This window comes from Mixta mediterraneensis (genome assembly GCF_030283135.1).
GTDB classification, from domain to species: Bacteria; Pseudomonadota; Gammaproteobacteria; order Enterobacterales; family Enterobacteriaceae; genus Pantoea; species Pantoea mediterraneensis.
The window spans coordinates 98,780-116,399 of the sequence record NZ_JASUAZ010000010.1; the positions used below are offsets into that span (position 1 = coordinate 98,780).

The 17,620-nt window shown below is 50.0% G+C and carries 17 protein-coding genes, 3 tRNA genes and 1 pseudogene; 9 read left to right on the forward strand and 12 right to left on the reverse strand.

Annotation, left to right across the window (positions count from 1 at the left end; all coding sequences use genetic code 11):
* Nucleotides 1–17: 17 nt before the first annotated feature.
* Genes sufC through QRY16_RS09155 form a run of 5 tightly spaced genes read left to right on the forward strand, consistent with a single transcriptional unit; the run spans nucleotide 18 to nucleotide 4,756 of the window.
* Nucleotides 18–764 carry a Fe-S cluster assembly ATPase SufC gene (gene sufC, locus QRY16_RS09135; RefSeq protein WP_289776351.1) on the forward strand — a complete coding sequence of 249 codons (747 nt, stop codon included), beginning with the start codon at nucleotides 18–20 and terminating at the stop codon, nucleotides 762–764.
* Nucleotides 739–2,016 (forward strand): Fe-S cluster assembly protein SufD, encoded by a 1,278-nt coding sequence (gene sufD, locus QRY16_RS09140; protein WP_289776352.1) that lies wholly within the window; start codon nucleotides 739–741, stop codon nucleotides 2,014–2,016. Before sufC ends, sufD begins: the two co-directional genes overlap by 26 nt.
* Nucleotides 2,016–3,239 carry a cysteine desulfurase SufS gene (sufS, locus tag QRY16_RS09145; RefSeq protein ID WP_289776366.1) on the forward strand — a complete coding sequence of 408 codons (1,224 nt, stop codon included), beginning with the start codon at nucleotides 2,016–2,018 and terminating at the stop codon, nucleotides 3,237–3,239. Before sufD ends, sufS begins: the two co-directional genes overlap by 1 nt.
* A gap of 21 nt (nucleotides 3,240–3,260) precedes the next feature.
* Entirely contained in the window at nucleotides 3,261–3,677 is a 417-nt protein-coding gene (gene sufE / locus QRY16_RS09150; protein ID WP_193404053.1) for a cysteine desulfuration protein SufE, read from the forward strand.
* A gap of 56 nt (nucleotides 3,678–3,733) precedes the next feature.
* A complete protein-coding gene (locus QRY16_RS09155; RefSeq protein WP_289776353.1) occupies nucleotides 3,734–4,756 on the forward strand; it encodes a L,D-transpeptidase family protein in 1,023 nt (340 codons plus the stop codon).
* Between the two features lie 99 nt (nucleotides 4,757–4,855).
* On the opposite strand, the gene QRY16_RS09160 is transcribed toward QRY16_RS09155, so the two are convergent.
* The 6 genes from QRY16_RS09160 to QRY16_RS09185 form a co-directional block, all read right to left on the reverse strand.
* A complete protein-coding gene (locus QRY16_RS09160; protein WP_006118977.1) occupies nucleotides 4,856–5,092 on the reverse strand; it encodes a major outer membrane lipoprotein in 237 nt (78 codons plus the stop codon).
* Nucleotides 5,093–5,396: 304 nt separating this feature from the next.
* Nucleotides 5,397–6,809: a pyruvate kinase PykF gene (pykF, locus tag QRY16_RS09165; RefSeq protein WP_289776354.1), complete on the reverse strand. Its 1,413-nt coding sequence runs from the start codon at nucleotides 6,807–6,809 to the stop codon at nucleotides 5,397–5,399.
* 343 nt (nucleotides 6,810–7,152) lie between these two features.
* A tRNA-Val gene (locus tag QRY16_RS09170) sits at nucleotides 7,153–7,229 on the reverse strand.
* Between the two features lie 10 nt (nucleotides 7,230–7,239).
* A tRNA-Val gene (locus tag QRY16_RS09175) sits at nucleotides 7,240–7,316 on the reverse strand.
* A gap of 3 nt (nucleotides 7,317–7,319) precedes the next feature.
* Nucleotides 7,320–7,396 (reverse strand) — tRNA-Val (locus tag QRY16_RS09180).
* A 153-nt stretch (nucleotides 7,397–7,549) separates the two neighbouring features.
* A complete protein-coding gene (locus tag QRY16_RS09185) occupies nucleotides 7,550–8,923 on the reverse strand; it encodes an MATE family efflux transporter (protein ID WP_289776355.1) in 1,374 nt (457 codons plus the stop codon).
* A gap of 203 nt (nucleotides 8,924–9,126) precedes the next feature.
* Between QRY16_RS09185 and QRY16_RS09190 the strand changes: the two genes are divergently transcribed.
* Complete coding sequence (locus tag QRY16_RS09190; RefSeq protein ID WP_289776356.1) at nucleotides 9,127–9,780, forward strand: riboflavin synthase subunit alpha; 654 nt, start codon at nucleotides 9,127–9,129, stop codon at nucleotides 9,778–9,780.
* A 50-nt stretch (nucleotides 9,781–9,830) separates the two neighbouring features.
* Here QRY16_RS09190 and cfa read toward each other — a convergent pair whose 3' ends face one another.
* Together cfa and punC are read right to left on the reverse strand one after the other, a co-directional pair.
* Nucleotides 9,831–10,979 carry a cyclopropane fatty acyl phospholipid synthase gene (cfa, locus tag QRY16_RS09195; RefSeq protein WP_289776357.1) on the reverse strand — a complete coding sequence of 383 codons (1,149 nt, stop codon included), beginning with the start codon at nucleotides 10,977–10,979 and terminating at the stop codon, nucleotides 9,831–9,833.
* Nucleotides 10,980–11,291: 312 nt separating this feature from the next.
* Nucleotides 11,292–12,494 (reverse strand): purine nucleoside transporter PunC, encoded by a 1,203-nt coding sequence (punC, locus tag QRY16_RS09200; protein WP_289776358.1) that lies wholly within the window; start codon nucleotides 12,492–12,494, stop codon nucleotides 11,292–11,294.
* A 107-nt stretch (nucleotides 12,495–12,601) separates the two neighbouring features.
* Here punC and punR point away from each other — a divergent pair, with 107 nt between their 5' ends.
* Complete coding sequence (gene punR / locus QRY16_RS09205; RefSeq protein WP_289776359.1) at nucleotides 12,602–13,507, forward strand: DNA-binding transcriptional activator PunR; 906 nt, start codon at nucleotides 12,602–12,604, stop codon at nucleotides 13,505–13,507.
* Here punR and purR read toward each other — a convergent pair.
* Nucleotides 13,504–14,529: an HTH-type transcriptional repressor PurR gene (gene purR, locus QRY16_RS09210; protein ID WP_289776360.1), complete on the reverse strand. Its 1,026-nt coding sequence runs from the start codon at nucleotides 14,527–14,529 to the stop codon at nucleotides 13,504–13,506. The two genes, punR and purR, sit on opposite strands and share 4 nt — an antisense overlap.
* Nucleotides 14,530–14,817: 288 nt before the next feature.
* On the opposite strand from purR, the gene cydH reads away from it, so the two are divergent.
* Complete coding sequence (gene cydH / locus QRY16_RS09215) at nucleotides 14,818–14,907, forward strand: cytochrome bd-I oxidase subunit CydH (RefSeq protein WP_193404060.1); 90 nt, start codon at nucleotides 14,818–14,820, stop codon at nucleotides 14,905–14,907.
* Nucleotides 14,908–14,987: 80 nt separating this feature from the next.
* On the opposite strand, the gene QRY16_RS09220 is transcribed toward cydH, so the two are convergent.
* A complete protein-coding gene (locus QRY16_RS09220; RefSeq protein ID WP_193404061.1) occupies nucleotides 14,988–15,758 on the reverse strand; it encodes a C40 family peptidase in 771 nt (256 codons plus the stop codon).
* A 361-nt stretch (nucleotides 15,759–16,119) separates the two neighbouring features.
* On the opposite strand from QRY16_RS09220, the gene QRY16_RS09225 reads away from it, so the two are divergent.
* Nucleotides 16,120–16,455, forward strand: a complete 336-nt coding sequence (locus tag QRY16_RS09225; protein ID WP_176035873.1) for a Grx4 family monothiol glutaredoxin — start codon at nucleotides 16,120–16,122, stop codon at nucleotides 16,453–16,455.
* Nucleotides 16,456–16,493: 38 nt separating this feature from the next.
* Here the strand turns inward: QRY16_RS09225 and rnt are convergent, their stop codons facing one another.
* The gene (gene rnt, locus QRY16_RS09230; protein WP_193404062.1) at nucleotides 16,494–17,162 is read right to left on the reverse strand and encodes a ribonuclease T; all 669 of its coding nucleotides are present in this window, start codon (nucleotides 17,160–17,162) and stop codon (nucleotides 16,494–16,496) included.
* Between the two features lie 123 nt (nucleotides 17,163–17,285).
* Nucleotides 17,286–17,498 (reverse strand): annotated as a pseudogene (locus QRY16_RS09235) (VOC family protein); the annotation flags it as partial.
* Nucleotides 17,499–17,620: the final 122 nt, after the last annotated feature.

A 17,620-nucleotide genomic window follows, 5' to 3' on the forward strand; every position in this document is an offset into this window, starting at 1 on the left:
AATGTGAAGGATTAAGTATGTTAAGCATTAAAGATTTACAGATTAGCGTTGAAGATAAAGCCATTTTGCGTGGCCTGAACCTCGAAATTAAACCGGGTGAAGTTCACGCTATTATGGGGCCGAACGGATCGGGTAAAAGTACCTTGTCTGCGACCCTGGCGGGGCGTGACGATTATGAAGTGACCGGTGGCTCCGTCACGTTTAAAGGCAAAGACCTGCTGGAACTGGAGCCTGAAGAGCGCGCCGGTGAAGGCATTTTCATGGCGTTCCAATACCCGGTAGAAATTCCAGGCGTTAGCAACCAGTTTTTCCTGCAAACCTCTGTTAACGCAGTACGTAAATATCGCCAGCAGGAAGAGTTAGATCGGTTTGATTTTCAGGATTTTATTGAAGACAAAATTCATCTGCTGAAAATGCCGGAAGATTTGCTGACCCGTTCGGTAAACGTTGGCTTCTCCGGCGGCGAGAAAAAGCGCAACGATATTTTGCAAATGGCTGCGCTGGAACCTGAACTGTGCATTCTTGATGAAACCGATTCCGGTCTGGATATTGATGCACTGAAAATCGTAGCAAACGGTGTGAACAGCCTGCGTAATGAGAAGCGCGCCTTTATTATCGTTACGCACTATCAACGTATTCTGGATTACATCAAGCCAGACTTCGTGCACGTGCTGTATCAAGGCAAAATTGTGAAAACTGGCGACTTTTCGCTGGTGAAACAGCTGGAGGAGCAGGGTTATGGCTGGCTTACCGACGAAGAGTGATAATGCGCTGCAGCAGTGGCATCACCTGTTTGAATCACGTGGCGACGTGCGCTCATTGCAGGCCCAGCAGCATTGGCAGCAACTGATGCGTGTGGGTTTACCGACCCGCAAGCATGAAAACTGGAAATACACGCCGCTGGAGTCGTTACTGTCTCAGCAGTTTGTTCTGCCGCAGGCCCAGACGCTCAGTGCCGAACAGGTTGATGCGCTTGCGCTGCCGTTGGATGCGGTGCGCCTGGTATTTGTTGATGGTCGTTTCCAGCCCGCGCTGAGCGCGTCTGACACTGAGCTGTTTGAGATCCAACACAGCCTGGCGACCGAACGTCGTCCGCTGCCAGCGCCGGTTCAACCGGAAGTCTTTTTGCATCTGACCGAAAGCCTGGCGGAAGAGGTGACAATGATTCGCCTGGCGCGTGGCAAAGCGGCGGCTCGTCCGCTGTATTTGCTCCATATTATCAGCGGTCAGCAGGATGGCATGAATACTGTGCATCATCGTCATCATCTGCAACTTGAACAAAGCGCAGAAGCAGAAGTCATTGAGCATTACGTGACCCTGAACGCGACTTCACACTTCACTGGTGCACGTTTTACCTTTGACGTTGCAGATAATGCCCGTTTAACGCACACCAAGCTGGCGTTTGAAGACAGCCAAAGCTATCACTTCGCGCACAATGACATAGTGATTGGACGTGACGCCGAGGTCAGCAGCACCAGCTTTCTGCTGGGAGCCGGGCTGACACGTCATAACACCAGTACGCAGCTAAACGGTGAAAATACCCAGCTGGCAATTAATAGCCTGGTATTGCCAGTGAAACAGGAAGTCGCGGATACCCGTACTTATCTGGAGCACAATAAAGGGTATTGCATTAGCCGTCAGATGCACAAAACCATCGTGCGTGACAAAGGGCGTGCGGTATTCAATGGTCACATCAAAGTGGCTCAGCACGCGTTGAAAACTGACGGACAGATGACCAACAACAACCTGTTGCTGGGACGTCTGGCTGAAGTGGACACTAAACCGCAGCTTGAGATCTATGCTGATGACGTTAAATGTAGCCACGGCGCAACCGTAGGCCGCATTGACGACGAACAGATGTTTTATCTGCGTTCACGCGGTATTGAGCAGGACGCGGCACAGTCCATGATTATTCATGCTTTTGCCGCAGAACTGACTGAAGCACTGGATAATAAAGTGCTGCGTCAGGAAGTGCTGCAACGTATTGCTGCACGCTTTCCCGGAGGCGACTCATGATGAACTTCGATCTCGAGCGGATCAGGGCGGACTTTCCGATCCTGAAGCGTGAGGTCAACGGTCATCCGCTGGCTTATCTTGACAGTGCGGCCAGCGCACAACGTCCGCTGGCGGTGATTAACGCCGAAAGCCATTTCTACCAGCACGGCTATGCTGCCGTGCATCGTGGTATTCATACCCTTAGCGCACAAGCAACCAGCGACATGGAAAACGTTCGCGATCAGGCGGCACGTTTTCTTAATGCGTCTTCGCCAGAAGAGATTGTGTTTGTTAAAGGGACCACCGAAGGTATCAATCTGGTTGCGAATAGCTGGGGCGGCAGTCAATTGCAGCCCGGCGATAATGTTATCGTTACCGAAATGGAACATCACGCTAATATCGTGCCGTGGCAGATGGTTGCGCAGCGTACCGGTGCCGAAATCCGCGTGCTGCCTTTAACCGATACCGGTGAGCTGGCGCTGACACAGCTTGCTGACCTGATTGACAGCCGTACACGCCTGCTGGCGGTGACGCATGTTTCTAACGTGCTCGGAACGGTCAATCCGGTTAAAGCGATTGTGACACAGGCCAAAGCGGCGGGTGTTGTCACGCTGATTGATGGCGCGCAAGCGGTAATGCACGACAAAGTAGACGTGCAGGACATCGACTGTGATTTTTACATCTTTTCCGGCCATAAATTGTATGGGCCAACCGGGACGGGTGTGTTGTACGGTCGTAAAACGTTGCTTGATGACATGCCTCCCTGGGAAGGTGGCGGCTCGATGATTTCCAGTGTGGTTCTGCCAACCGGTACGACATGGAACTCATCGCCCTGGCGCTTTGAAGCGGGTACGCCGAATACGGGTGGCATTATCGGCTTAGGTGCCGCGCTGGCGTATGTGCAGGCATTAGGGCTTGATACCATTCATCAACGTGAAAGTGCATTAATGAATTACGCGCTGGATAAGTTGGCTTCGGTGCCGGATATTCAAATTTACGGTCCACAGGCGCGAGCGGGCGTGATCGCCTTTAACCTCGGCAAGCATCATGCCTTTGATGTGGGCAGTTTCCTCGATCAATATGGCATTGCGATTCGTACCGGTCATCATTGCGCTATGCCGCTGATGCGCCATTACGACGTTCCGGCAATGTGTCGCGCCTCTTTTGCTTTCTACAATAGCGAAGAAGAAGCGGATCGTCTGGCGGCTGGCCTGACGCGCATTCATCGTCTGCTGGGCGGTTGAGTAGAGTAAAGGGAGTCATAAATGGCGAATTTGCCAGAAAAAGAGAAGCTGGTTCGCAATTTTAATCGTTGCGCTAACTGGGAAGAGAAATACCTTTACATCATAGAGCTGGGAGCGAAACTCCCAGAATCCTCTGAAAGCTTGCATCAACCAGAGAACGTTATTTCTGGTTGTCAAAGCCAGGTATGGATCCGCATGACGCCGCAGTCCGATGGGCATATTGACTTTGAGGGTGACAGTGACGCGGCTATCGTTAAGGGGTTGATTGCAATAGTCTTTAGCCTTTATCAAAACCTGTCTGCCACCGAAATTGTCGCGCTTGATGTACGTCACTGGTTCGGTGAATTAGCTCTGCTACAGCATCTCACGCCCACGCGTTCGCAGGGCCTGGAAGCGATGATTCGGTCTATTCGCCATACCGCTCAGAACCTCTCCTAAGCTAAACTCGACAGACGCCAACCGGCGTCTGTTTTTTTATCTGACGAGAAAATTGCATGAAACCTGCTTTACGTTTAGCCGGTGCACTGCTGCTGTCCTGTTTTGGGCTCTCTGCACCCACTTTTGCCACGGAATATCCTCTACCTCCGCCTGATAGTCGCCTGATTGGTGAAAACGTCCTTACTCAGGTCCCTGATAACAAACGTCCGCTTGAGGACATCGCCGCCAGATATAAGATTGGTTTGCTGGGTATGCTGGAAGCGAACCCAGGGACAGATCCCTGGTTACCTAAAGCCGGGACACAACTGACCGTGCCGTTGCAAATGATCCTGCCTGATACGCCGCGTGAAGGTATTGTGGTGAATCTGGCGGAGCTGCGTCTTTACTATTATCCGAAAGGTGAAGATAAGGTCATCGTTTATCCGATCGGTATTGGTCAGCTAGGCGCTGCCACCCCCATCATGATCACCCGCATCAGCCAGAAGATCCCCAACCCAACCTGGACGCCAACGCAGAATATTCGCAAGCGCTATGCGAAAGAGGGCGTCACGCTGCCGGCTGTGGTGCCTGCAGGTCCGGATAATCCGATGGGGCTGTTTGCGCTGCGTCTGGCGCGCGGTACGGGACAATATCTGATTCATGGGACCAATGCGAAGTTTGGTATTGGCATGCGTGTCAGTTCAGGCTGCATTCGCCTGCGTTCTGAAGATATTGAAGCGCTGTTTAATGGCGTACCGAAAGGAACACGGGTACAGATTATCAATCAGCCAGTGAAGTACGCGGTGGAGCCAGACGGGAAACGGTATATTGAAGTGCACCAACCGCTGTCGCGCAACGACAAGGACGATCCGCAGACCATGCCGATTGCATTAAGCGCTAATTTCAAAAAATTTATGAAAAGCGAGAACAGCGACACGGCGCTAATCAAAGCATCGATAGAGCGTCGTTCCGGCATGCCGGTGCTGGTAAACAGTGGGGAAGCGGTGCAGGGCAATACGCCACTGCCAGCCGTGCTCCAGACGTCACAGGAAGGACAGAGCAAGACGATCAGCCAGGCGATGGGCAGTCAGGCACATTAAGAAGCGGAAATACCGTTGTTGACATAACACGAGCCCAGGGAAGGGATAAAGGAGAGAAAAAAATGGCGCCTCAAGGGCGCCATTTTTAAACCAGAACTCTTACTTACGGTAAGAGTGAGCCTGGTTGTCCAGACGCTGGTTAGCGCGAGCTGCGTCATCTTTAGCAGCCTGAACGTCAGAACGCACTGCGTTCACGTCATTGCTCAGTTGGTCAACTTTAGCATTCAGAGTCTGAACGTCTGAAGACAGCTGGTCGATTTTAGCGTTGCTTGAGCAACCAGCCAGCAGAGTTGAACCAAGGATTACCGCGCCCAGTACCAGTTTAGTACGATTCATTATTTATACCCTCTAGATTGAGTTAATCTCCATGTAGCGTTACAAGTATTACACAAAGCTTTTTAAGTTGAGAATAATTTTTTGATGAGAAGATGCTTAAATTTGATCGTTCGCTCAAAGAAACAGCGGTTAGCAGAATATGATAAAAAAATTTAGCGAAAACAGAGAGATTTAATCGGATTAACCTTAATTTAACGCATATTTGAATAGTTATTTTCGATTGGAATTTTCCAGCATTTGTATTAAGTGAAAAATAAAAAAGCGCCTTTAAAAGGCGCTTATTAAATAAAAAACCAATAAATAATTACAGCATGTGAACCGATGCTGTATTTGTGGTTCCACTTGGTACTAACGCACCAGATACCAGGACAACGACATCACCTTTTTGTGCATAACCACTTTCCAGTGCCGCTTCTTTACCCAGGCGATAAAAATCATCAGTAGAAGCAATTTCGTTCACCAGGCGCGTCTCAATACCTTTACTCAGGATCAGCTGATGTGCGGTGGTGGCGTTAGTGGTCAATGCCAGAATAGTGGCGTTAGGGAAATATTTACGTACCGCTTTAGCTGATTTACCGCCTTCGGTAGCCACCACAATCAGTGGTGCTTCCAGCTTCTCGGCAGTTTCCACCGCACCACGACATACCGCTTCGGTAATGCGCAGTTTGCGCGTGTCGTTTTGGCTGTCAATGCGTGGCTTCATAACGCGATCGGTACGCTCACAGATGGTCGCCATGATAGTAACCGATTCCAGCGGGTATTTACCCTTAGCGCTTTCACCAGACAGCATCACCGCGTCAGTCCCATCCAGGATAGCGTTAGCCACATCGCCTGCTTCTGCGCGGGTAGGGCGTGGATTTTTGATCATCGAATCCAGCATCTGCGTGGCGGTAATAACCACTTTGCGGGCTTTATTGCATTTTTTGATCATCATCTTTTGCGCGAAGATAACTTCTTCTACCGGGATTTCCACCCCTAAATCGCCGCGCGCAACCATGATGCCGTCAGAGGCATCAAGAATTTCATCGAAATTATTCAAACCTTCCTGATTTTCGATCTTAGAGATGATCTGGATATTCTCGCCGCCGTGCTGCTTCAGATGCTCACGGATTTCCAGCACGTCAGAACGTTTACGGATAAAGGAAGCGGCCACGAAATCAACGCCTTGTTCACAACCGAAGATCAGGTCGCGCTTGTCTTTTTCGGCCAGTGCAGGCAGCTGAATGGAGACGCCTGGCAGGTTCACACCTTTATTTTCACCGAGATCACCGTTGTTCAGCACTTTACATACCACGGTATTTTCTGTAAATTCAACGACTTCCATGCCGATCAATCCATCATCAACCAATACCGTATTGCCAATTTTCAGGTCTGTGGTAATGCCAGCATACGTCACAGCAACACGTTCATTGTTACCAATAACGCTTTGATCGGTAGTAAAAGTAAATGTCTGGCCCGCTTTCAGGGAGACATCATTGCCACCTTCCAGCTTCATGGTGCGAATTTCAGGGCCTTTGGTGTCCAGCAGGATAGCCGCCTGACGACCGGTTTTTTTCATCACAGCACGCATATTAGTGATACGTTGGCCGTGTTCGGCGTAGTCGCCGTGGGAAAAGTTAAGACGCATAACGTTCATGCCTGCTTCAAGCAGTTGGGTCAGCATCTCTTCAGATTCGGTTTTTGGGCCGATAGTACAAACGATCTTAGTCTTTTTCATGACAGATTATCTATAAGTTGTGATGGATGATAAAAGTTGGGCTTCGATAGCAATGCACCGAAATGAAAATTCTGAGTGAAACTGAAAAGGACGATACAGAGTAAGAATAGGTGACGAAGGCCAGGCGTGCAGGGAAGTTGTGCGGTTATGCAAGTTAACCGCCACGTTGTTGTTGCGCAAATAATCTGAGTTATTGCAGTAAGCACGTATTCGCTGAAACCTTTCAAGTAAACAACGCGGCACAGTATAGACGCTAAGTATGCGAAAACCAATTAAAAAGCGGTACGGGTAAGCGAAGCAGGTCAGGAAAAAGGGGAGTTGCGCAACGGGAGAAAACAGCAAGTGGTGCGCTCTAATGGACTCGAACCATCGACCCCCACCATGTCAAGGTGGTGCTCTAACCAACTGAGCTAAGAGCGCATTGCAATATTGGTGCGTCCGAGTGGACTCGAACCACCGACCCCCACCATGTCAAGGTGGTGCTCTAACCAACTGAGCTACGGACGCACTTGGTGCGCTCTAATGGACTCGAACCATCGACCCCCACCATGTCAAGGTGGTGCTCTAACCAACTGAGCTAAGAGCGCAACATGCTGTCAGGGCGACAGCGGGGACGAATATTAACGGCAGGTTGAGAGACTGGCAAGCGGAAAAACGCTTTTTCCGGCATGACTGTTGAGCAACTGCGCTATGCGTCGTTTTTTTAGCCATAACGGGCCTTTTCTGGCCCGTTCAACCACTTAGCGTGCGGCGCGGGTCAAGATGAGTTCATCCGGTATTTGCTGCAAACGGCGGATACGCCATAACATCATTATGGCTGCTGAGGTCAGCCCGATAATAAAGCCACACCAGAAGCCAGCCGGACCGAGACGCGGAAACACCCAGTCAGTCATTGCCAGGATATAGCCGGTAGGCAAGCCCAGCAGCCAGTAGGCAATAAAAGTAATGAAGAAGATTGATCGCGTATCTTTATATCCACGCAGAATTCCGCTGCCAATTACCTGAATTGAATCAGAAAATTGATAAATTGCCGCCAGCAGCATTAGTTGCGCGGCAAGCGTAATAACCGCAGGATTATCCGTATAAAGCTGCGCAATTTGATGGCGGAAGATAACGGTAAACAGGGCAGTGACTGCCACCATACTGAGTCCGACGCCTTGTGCCGTCCAGGCCGCGATGCGAGCTTGCTCAGTGGAGCCTTGTCCCAGACGGTAACCAACCCTTATGGTGGCGGCGACCCCCAGCGATAAAGGCAGCACGAACATCAGTGAGCTAAAGTTCAGCGCGATCTGATGACCCGCGACGTCCACAATACCGAGTGGCGAAACCAGTAAAGCAACAACGGCAAACAGCGTCACTTCAAAGAACAGCGCCAACGCTACGGGTAAACCCAGCGTCACTAAGCGAGACAGGATCGGGCGTGAGGGCGGCGATAAACGGCCAGCCATGCGAATATCGCGCATGCCGCCCATCCGGCGCACCCAAAAGCGCATACAGATAAACATCACCCAATAAACCGACGCCGTCGCCACGCCACAACCCACGCCGCCCAATGCGGGCATACCGAAATGGCCGTAAATGAAAATATAATTTAACGGAATATTTACCAGCAGCCCGATGAACCCCAACACCATGCCCGGTTTGGTTTTCGACATGCCTTCGCACTGGTTACGCATTACCTGGAAAAACAGATACCCCGGTGCGCCGAACAGCAGGGCATGAAGGTAACCTTCGGCTTTTAGCGCCAGTAGCGGATCAATGTCGTGCATCGCCCGGATCAAATAACCGGCATTCCAGAGCGCCAGCATGATCAGGACGGCAACAAAGAGGGCTAACCAGTATCCCTGACGAATTTGCTCGGCAATGCGATCGCGGCGGCCTGAGCCGTTGAGTTGCGCAACGGTGGGCGTCAATGCAAGGAGAAGACCATGACCAAACAGAATGGCAGGAAGCCAAATGGAAGTGCCGACAGCGACGGCGGCCATATCCGTGGCGCTTACCGCGCCGGCCATAATGGTATCTACAAATCCCATTGCAGTCTGAGCCACCTGAGCCAGGATGACAGGAACCGCAAGGGCCAGCAATTGACGCGCTTCTGTAAAGTACTTCTGCACGTAAACACCTGACTTAGTTAATTAATGAAGGCGCATTGATAATCTCTGAGGAAAGCGCGGCATAGTGTAACTGGAGTAACAGAATTCTCCAATCTTTGTCACACAATGCGTTTTGCTAAGCTGTAAAGCAGCACCCACGGCTGGAACCTAACAGCCAGCATTAGCTGTGATAAACTAGCGCAAACTTCGCAGAGGCAAAGGCTATGTTTACCGGTATTGTGCAGGGCACCGCAGAAATCGTGTCCATTGAAGAGAAAGATCTATTTCGCACCCATATTGTCAAACTGCCGGAAGCGTTATTACCGGGCTTAGCGTTGGGGGCGTCAGTCGCACACAACGGCTGTTGTTTAACCGTTACCGCCATTGACGACGATCGCGTCAGCTTTGACTTAATTAAAGAGACATTACGCGTCACCAACCTGGGTAATTTGCGCCCGGGTGATGTGGTAAATATTGAGCGCGCCGCGAAATTTAGCGATGAAATCGGCGGGCATTTAATGTCTGGTCATATTATGACCACCGCAGAAATCTGCAAAATCATCCAGTCGGAAAATAACCGCGAAGTGTGGTTTAAAATCCAGGATCCGGCGCAAATGAAATATATCCTGCATAAGGGTTTTGTCGGGATTGATGGTATTAGCCTGACGGTGGGTGATGTGACTAAAACCAAATTTTGTGTGCACCTGATTCCTGAAACACTGGAGCGCACAACGCTCGGTGCAAAAACATTTGGTGACCGCGTTAATATTGAAATTGACCCTCACACACAGGCGATTGTCGACACGGTTGAGCGCGTGCTGGCCCAGCGTGAAAATGCGGCAACAAAGACGTTCACAGAACAAACCGTTCAGGAATAACGGAGAAAATAATTAAAGGCGCAAGCGCCTTTAATTATTTAGCGGAAATATCAGCGAGTGACGCGTAATCCGCCCTCAACCCCGCGACTAAATACCACCTGCCATAACTGAATGTCACGCGCGCGGAAAGCTCCCGCACAGGCATTCAGATAATAAGAGAACATGCGTTTAAAACGGTCACCGTAAGCGTTTTCCAGCTGTGGCCATGCCTGTAAAAATCGCTCATACCAAGCCATCAACGTGGTGTCATAGTCGGCGCCAAAGTTGTGCCAGTCTTCCATAATGAAATGCGGTTCGCTGGCGTCGGCGATATGACGAACAGAAGGCAGACATCCATTGGGGAAGATATATTTATCGATCCAGGGATCGACATTCATATCTGTTTTAATGGCGCCGATGGTATGCAGTAAGAAAATACCGTCAGGTTTTAAATTACGATCAACCGTATCAAAGTAGGTCGCATAGTTTTTAGGCCCAACAGGTTCGAACATTCCGACGGAAACGATGCGATCAAATTGCTGATTAAGGTCACGATAATCTTGTAGCAAAATGGTGACGTTTAGCCCTTCACAGCGCTGCTGAGCAAGCTTTTGTTGTTCGGCCGAAATGGTTACGCCATGTACGTTGACGCCATAATGACGTGCCGCGTAAGCAGCAAGACCGCCCCATCCGCAACCAATATCCAGTAACGACATACCCGGCTCAAGCTGCAGTTTACGGCAAATCATATCTAGTTTGGCTTCCTGAGCCGCGTCTAATGTCGAAGCTTCTTTCCAGTAAGCACAAGAATATTGCATGTAAGGATCGAGCATCAGCGAAAACAGGTCATTTCCTAAATCGTAATGCTCTTTACCAACAATCCACGCACGTTTTTTGGATTGCAGATTTGTTAAGCGCGCGGCAGCGATACGTAAAGTATCTTTAAAATGGTGAGGCAGTTTTTGATCAAGCTTATGCTTAAGGACGTGATGGAAAAACATATCCAGCCTTTCGCATTCCCACCAGCCGTCCATATAGCTTTCGCCCAAACCGAGCGAGCCTTCCTGCAAAACACGCTTGAAAAAATCAGGGTTGTTTATCTGAATATCCCAAGGGCGAGAGCCATTGATTTCAATATCTGCTTGTTCCAGTAGTTCGTGGACGATGCGATACCAATGGTTTTCTTCAAGGCTCACTTCTTCTATACACGATGAACTCATAGCTTCTCCATCACCTGTTCAACCTGAACCTGAGAAAAAGAATAGTCAATTTCTCCAGAGTTGTGAGAAAAGTCACGGAAGGGTCCGTGCGTCAAGTATCCGACGTATTACAGAGGCGTGAAAACAGAACAACTTCAGTCTGGCACCATCAAAATTAAAACCGTGCAGACGCCATCCCAGCGACAAAGTCGCCAAAAAACAGGCTCATATATTATTGATTTGTTGCGTATTTATTGACCCAGATGAGTATATTCTCACGTGAGTCAATATTCAACGACTTATTGTTAGGACGCTATCTAAAAAATCATTGCCTTAGTGATTATCCTGGCAAACGGATTTTGCTGAAGCAATATCAGTTTGTGCGCTGGCCTGATGCTGTAGCTTGTAACCCAGCCACGCCAGCACAACGGTCAGCGCCATAATCAGCGTAGCGGCAGGTAAAGCGTGCTGTAAGCCGGCAGAAACGGCCAGGCTGGCGATAAAACATAAGCCTAACTGGAGCGTATTTTGGAGTGCAGCGGCTTTACCGGTTGCATGGGGAAAAGGCAGCAGGGCGCTGGATACCACAATCGGGTAAATAGCTCCGTTTGCCAGCGCCATACCGCAGAAAGGCAGTAATAGCGTAGTCAAATTGTTAAGTTCGGCGAGAGCAACGGCAAACAGCACCATTATGCTCAGGCTATAGAGCACTAACAGCCAGGGAAGCAAACGCGCGCCGTTAAAACGATTCAGCAGCGCGCGGCAGCCAAAACCACCCGTCAGGAAAGCGAGCGTTTGTGGAATATAGCTCAGACCAATATCTGCTGGCGTTAATCCGATATGAGCCAGGATAAACGGTGAACCCGTTAGCCAGGCAAAAAAGCTGGCTGAGCAGGCAGAATAGATCAGGATATTGCCGCTAAACACCCGCGAGCGAAGCAGTGAAAGAAAGCCCGGTTGGCGATGCTTTTCTCTGATGTCTGTCGATCTGGCGGGTAAACGCAAAGTAACGGCAATAAGGACCAGAGCAATGACCATTAACACTAAAAAAATTGAACGCCAGTGAAAATGGCTGATAAGCCATGCGCCAAACAGGGGCGCTAACGCCGGCGAAAGCGCGACTAAAGGCATAATGGTGGCAAAGACTTTATTCGCACGCGCCTGCGGATAGCGATCAACCACCAAAGCCTGCCAGCTGACTGCGGCAGCACACACTCCCACCGCCTGAATAAAACGCAGCGCCAACATAAAAATGACGTCCGTAACCCACAACATCCCTGCGCATCCAAAGGCGAAGATCGCCAGACCTGCCAGTAAAACCGGTTTTCGCCCGATCCTGTCTGATATGGGGCCCCAGAACAGTTGCGCACAGGCAAAGCCCGCAAGGAATAAGCTCATACTGGCGCTAATGATGCCAGGCGAGGTAGCAAAGGTTTGCTGCATCACGCCGAAAGCGGGAAGGTACATATCGGTTGCCAGAAAGCCCAGCATGCTGAGTAAGGCGAGGTAAGGGATAAATCCTTTATTTGATAACATCTGATTCTCATTTTTGCAGAGTGAACGCGGCAGAGTGTAGAAGGTGCATTAAACGCTGTGAAACGCTAATATTTGTCTTAACCTGTTAAAATTTTTGAAGGCAGATTATGTGGTCCGAATATGCGCTTGAAGTCGTGGACGCGGTAGCACGGGGCAGGAGTTTTAGCGCCGCTGCGCAAGAGCTACATCGTGTACCTTCTGCCATTAGCTATACGGTACGCCAGCTTGAAACCTGGCTGGCGGTGCCGTTATTCGAACGTCATCATCGTGAAGTGGTTTTAACGCCAGCCGGTGAACATTTTGTCCGGGAAGGGCGAAGTGTTATCAAAAAAATGCTTGCGACCCGGCGTCAATGTCAGCAGCTGGCAAATGGCTGGCGGGGCCAGTTAAGCATTGCGATTGATTGCATTGTAAAACCTGAGCGAACGCGACAACTGGTGAAAGATTTTTACCGCCATTTCCCCGATATGGAACTGATCATCAGTTATGAAGTATTCAATGGGGTATGGGACGCCTTAGCAGATAGCCGCGTCGACGTGGCGATTGGCGCTACGCAGGCCATTCCCGTGGGAGGACGTTTCGCCTTTCAGGATATGGGCGCAATTAACTGGCGCTGCGTGGTTCAGCGCGATCACCCTTTAACGCTCGCCAGTGAGCTGGATGATGATACGTTGCGTAGCTGGCCGTCACTTGTCCTGGAAGATACGTCGCGCGCGCTGCCGCGGCGTATGACCTGGACGCTAGATAATCAGCGTCGGGTGGTGGTGCCGGAATGGCAAACCGGGCTGGATTGTGTATTGGCAGGTTTATGTGTAGCGATGGTGCCAGGGCATCTGGCTCGTCCACTACTTGACGCCGGTAAGCTTGTCGAGCTAACGCTACCGATGGCTTTTCCAGAGAGTCCGTGCTGCGTGAGTTGGGCAGAAGATCGCGCATCACCGGCGCTGGGTTGGTTGCTCAGCTATTTAGGTGATGCGCAAACACTTAATCAGGAATGGTTAAGCGAGAATTAACGGCGATAATCGCGAAAAGGGCCGTAGCCTACCGAGCGGCGTTCAATCAGTGTCGGATGGACTTCAATGGTTTGTGACTCTTCGCGTTTGCTGGTAATACGATCCAACAACATTTCCAGCGCTTTTTCACCTAGCTGCGCCTTGGGTTGGTGTACGGTAGTTAACGCCGGGGTGAAGTAGCGCGCGTTGCGTACGTTGTCATAGCCGATAACGGAAATGTCCTGCGGTACGCGCAGGCCCATTTCATCTGCTGCGCAAATGGCCCCCATCGCCATTATATCGCCGCCACAAAATACGGCTGTCGGGCGTTGTTTTTGCGAGAGAATCTGCTGCATGGCCTGATAACCTGATTCGGGTTCAAAATCTCCCTGGACTATCCACTCAGCACGCGGTTGGATGTTGGCTTCCTGAAGGGCTTTTAAGAAGCCTGCATGACGCCCACCGCCGGTATTACGTTCTAACTGTCCGGGAATCGCTCCAATATCGCGATGGCCGCGTTCAATCAAATAGCGCCCGGCAAGATAGCCGCCCTGGAAAGCGTTATCCAACACGGTATCGGTAAAGTCAGCGCGTGATTCGCCCCAGTCCATGACCACCATGGGAATATTTCGATTCTCTTCCAGCATCTTCAACAGATCGTCTGGATATTCGGAACACATCACTAATAAACCATCGACGCGCTTTTGCGCCATCATTGATAAATAAGCACGCTGCTTATGCAAGCCATTGTGTGCGTTACCTAAAATCAGGGTGTAACCTTTCTCAAAACAGTGATTTTCAATGGCTTCAATAATTTCTGCGAAGTAAGGCGCCTCGCTGGAAGTCGCAAGCAATCCCAGCGTTTTGGTGTGATTAACTTTCAGACTACGCGCCACAGCGCTTGGCGAATAGTGCAGCTCCTTGATGGCTTGCCAGACGGTATTGCGCGTTTCTTCTGCCACAAAACGCGTTTTATTGATGACGTGTGAGACGGTGGTGGTCGATACTCCCGCTCGTTTCGCCACATCTTTAATTGTTGCCATGAAAAAGAGACTCCTGAACTTATCTTAACCTATTGATAAGTATCATGTTAAACGATTGCGTCGGCTGAGGTTTTTGCCCACCAAAATGCAATTTTTTTGCCTGTGATCTGGCGTCTGGATAGGTAAAAATGCCAAAAAAGACGGTGAACGGAACCGACGTTGCGCATGTTGCGCATGTTGCGCAACAAAAACAGGATTCTAACAAGGCTGAGCGGATAAAACGAGATTTTTACCGGACCTTATGGGAAAATGCAGTATCCCTACAATCTGTGTGGCTAAGGAGAGGTGATGAGTACCGATATAAAACTGGCGTTGATGACGAGCGGCGCAGCGCTGCTAATGATTCTGGCATTTAGCTTTACCGCCATTCTGCACTAATACAAAAGCCGGATAACGGAGCGTCTGCCTGGGAGGGCCACTCTGTCATCCGGCTTCTTCTGCCTGCGAAGGCAAATACCTCAGCGAATGGTTTTTGGCGTCATCATACGACGCGCACCAATATAGTGCCGCTGCCAGTAATCTTCACCCAATGCGCTAATCTGTATGTCTTTGCCGGTGCGCGGCGACTGAATAAATTTACCGTTGCCTAAATAGACGCCAACGTGATCGGCGGTGCCGCGTCCGTTAATACGGAAAAAGACCAGATCACCTTTCTCCAGCAATTCGCGCTTAACCGGTGCTGCATCACGCAGATGATACATTTCGTTCGCGGTACGGGGAATTTTGAACTTCAGTAAATCTTTGTAGGCGTACCAGACTAAGCCGCTGCAATCAAAGCCGGTATGCGGCGATACGCCACCCCATTGATACGGTTTACCCAGCTGTCCCATTAATTTCGCCATCGCGGTTGCGCGCGCTTTTTGATAACGCTGACGGTGAGATTTGCTCATTCTGAGGGTGCTGATGTCATTAATTTCATTCACGATTTTCGTTGATCGAGATTGACCGTGACGCTTGCTGGAAAGTTTATGCGTATTTTTTTGAGTGGCGGCGTTAACTGCGGCTACGGCCGCTCGCTTTTTTTTCAGTTTAAGTTTCTGAACGGTAACCTGGCGAGATTTCTTCACGGTACTTTTCACCGGACGACGCTTGCGCCGCTCGTCTTCACGCGCACTTTTTTTCTCTGCTTTATGCTGACTGGCATTAACCGGCATCTGCGGGGAAGCAGAGGCGACGTTAAAAAACAGTTGGGCAAAAGCCAGGATGAAAAGCGTAATCAGTAAACGCATAGTCCGGTTATAAGTTGTGCTGTCAGGTTAAAAAGGCCATAACAGAGTTAGAAAATTCTGATCCGCGATCAGGGCCGAAGCAATTTTAGACCAGTTTTTTTTAAAAAAGTAAGTCCTTTTTCTATTAATCTGTTCGCCGCGTTAATTTGGGGTTAAAATGTGCAATTTCAGTGGTTTATATCAGCGAAATTATTGCTAATTATTAATGTATCCATGCCAGTCTGTGAAACAGAGAATTATCGCTGACTAAACGAAGCAACCTGCGTGGCGATTTAACCTCAGCGGCTGCAAAATCCCGTTTTCAGTCCGGGGACGAAGTCGCTACAATAAACAAACACGAAATGACGAATTAAGGAAGGCAATTATGAGTACTGTAGAAAAAATTCAGCGCCAGATCGCAGAAAACCCGATCCTGCTGTATATGAAAGGTTCGCCGAAACTGCCGAGCTGTGGTTTCTCTGCTCAGGCGGTGCAGGCGCTGTCAGCCTGCGGTGAGCGTTTCGCTTACGTGGATATTCTGCAGAATCCAGACATTCGTGCGGAACTGCCGAAATACGCGAACTGGCCAACTTTCCCACAGCTGTGGATTGATGGCGAGCTGGTCGGCGGTTGTGACATTATTGTTGAGATGTTCCAGCGTGGCGAACTGCAATCGCTAATCAAAGAAACCGCTGAGAAGTTTAAAGAAGCGGAATAATACGAAAGGCCGACCACAGTCGGCCTTTTTACTGTCAGCTAGTCAGCGGTGTTCTCTGCCACATCTCCTTGCGCAAACGGCAAAGGCCATCCGCCAAGCCGCTTCCAGCGATTAACCAGTTCACAAAACAGCGTCGCGGTTTGTTCGGTATCATAGAGCGCAGAATGCGCCTGGGTACTGTCAAAATCCATGCCTGCCGCTTTACACGCTTTCGCTAATACCGTTTGACCTAAGACTAATCCGCTTAACGCAGCGGTATCAAAAGTAGCAAAAGGATGGAAAGGGTTGCGCTTCAGACTCGCTCGCCCGGCGGCGGCGTTCATAAAGTTGAGGTCAAAGGTTGCATTATGCGCCACCATAATGGCGCGATTGCAGCCGGTATCTTTGATACCTTTTCGCACCATTTTAAAAATGGCATGCAGTGCGTCATATTCGTTAACGGCACCACGCAGAGGATTGTGCGGGTCAATGCCGGTAAACGCTAACGCCTCGGGATGTAATAACGCCCCTTTAAAAGGTTCAACGTGGAAATGCATTGTCTGGTCGAGGTGGATCCAGCCATCTTCATCCATTTTCAGCGTCGTTGCGGCAATCTCCAGTAGCGCATCGGTTTGTGCGTTGAAGCCAGCAGTTTCAACATCGATCACTACCGGATAAAAGCCACGGAAGCGTTGGTTGAGCGCGTTTAGGGAATTCGATTCAGACATCAGGATCTCATTGCAGAAAAAGGGCAGCGCGCATTATGGCAAAAAACAGCGTTGGGTGCAGCAGGTCACCAGAGGAAGGAGAGAACGTCAGCCTGCCGGAAATGACAGGCTGAATCGTCAGGCTTAGTTGCCGAGACCGTGACCGGCATGTTTGTTTTCAATCAATTCGATCTTGTAACCATCCGGATCTTCAACGAAGGCGATAATGGTAGAACCGCCTTTTACCGGGCCCGCTTCACGAGTCACTTTTCCACCATCATTGCGAATGCGATCGCAGGCGGCAGCGACGTCATCTACGCCCAGTGCGATGTGGCCGTAAGCGTTACCTAAATTGTACTAGCTCAGACCTGATCTGACAGTTACCGGTTATTTATACAGGTGTCTGTCAGATTAAATCTGGTTCAGATTCTTTTCTGCCCAGACCCGTTTTCCATCAAGTAACGTGGCCATTGGCGTAC